At 52.6% G+C, this 1,289-nt stretch carries 1 pseudogene; it reads left to right on the top strand.

Annotated elements, in window-relative coordinates:
* Positions 1-105: 105 nt before the first annotated feature.
* Positions 106-1,289 (top strand): annotated as a pseudogene (locus tag ACTIE0_RS24475) (hypothetical protein); the annotation flags it as partial.

The raw sequence follows: 1,289 nt of genomic DNA, 5'->3' as shown, positions 1-1,289 counted from the left end.
GAAACCCCACAAAAACTTAATCACCCCCAGCCTAGCCGACTGTGTTGGGTTTCGCGATCGCTCCACCCAACCTACTATAAATTGTTCTATTTCCACCCATGAATTATGACCAGCTTTATTGAACGGCTAAACAAATTATATCCAGAAAAGCGGCGCTATGCCTTAGAAGAAATCCCTAAGCATCTCGTTAACACCGCCCAAACTGCACGGCTACACCAAGTGCTGACGGATTTTGACTTTATGCAGGCAAAACTGGCGGAGTGCGGGGTGCAAGCGTTAATAGAAGATTACGATTTGGCGATGAGTTCCGATGTCTTGCTGAACCCGGAACAGACGGAAACCCTGCAATTAATCGCGGGGACGTTGCGGCTATCGACTCATATTTTAGTCTCGGATACAACCCAACTGGCGGGGCAACTTCTGGGGCGGTTGTTATCCTTTGAGAATCCAGAAATTGTGGCTTTATTGGAACAGGCGAAACAAGCCCAGAAAAAACCCTGGTTTCGTCCCCTCACTACTAACTTTACTCCTCCAGGGGGGCCACTGATTCGCACCCTCACCGGGCATAGTAGCGGGGTAAGTGCAGTAGCCATTACCCCGGACGGGAAACAAGCGGTTTCCGCATCATTCGATAAAACCCTGAAACTGTGGGATTTGGCTACCGGGTTGGAACTGTCTACCTTCATGGGGCATAGTAGCGAGGTAAATGCAGTAGCGATCGCCCCGGACGGGAAACAAGCGGTTTCCGCATCATTCGATAAAACCCTGAAACTGTGGGATTTGGCTACCGGGTCGCAACTGGCTACCTTCACCGGGCATAGTGGCTCGGTATATGCAGTAGCCATTACCCCAGACGGGAAACAAGCGGTTTCTGCATCCGGGGATAACACCCTGAAAATGTGGGATTTCGCTACGAGGAACCTGTTAGCCACCTTCAGAGGACATAGGGGCAAGGTAAGAGCAGTAGCGATCGCCCCCGACGGGAAACGAGCGGTCTCGGCATCCAGGGATAAAACCCTGAAACTGTGGGATTTGGAGACGGGGACGGAACTGGCTACCCTCACCGGGCATAGTAACGATGTAAATGCAGTAGCGATCGCCCCGGACGGGAAACGAGCGGTCTCGGCATCGGATGATAAAACCCTGAAACTGTGGGATTTGGAGACCGGGACGGAACTGGCTACCCTCACCGGGCATAGTGGCTGGGTAAAGGCAGTAGCGATCGCCCCGGACGGGAAACGAGCCGTCTCGGCATCGGAGGATAAAACCCTGAAACTGTGGGATTTGGA

Origin of the sequence: Limnospira sp., from assembly GCF_051859755.1 — a bacterium.
Lineage (GTDB): Bacteria > Cyanobacteriota > Cyanobacteriia > Cyanobacteriales > Microcoleaceae > Limnospira > Limnospira fusiformis.
Note: the sequence above shows the minus strand (reverse complement) of the source record. Positions and strands in the feature narration are given on the sequence as shown.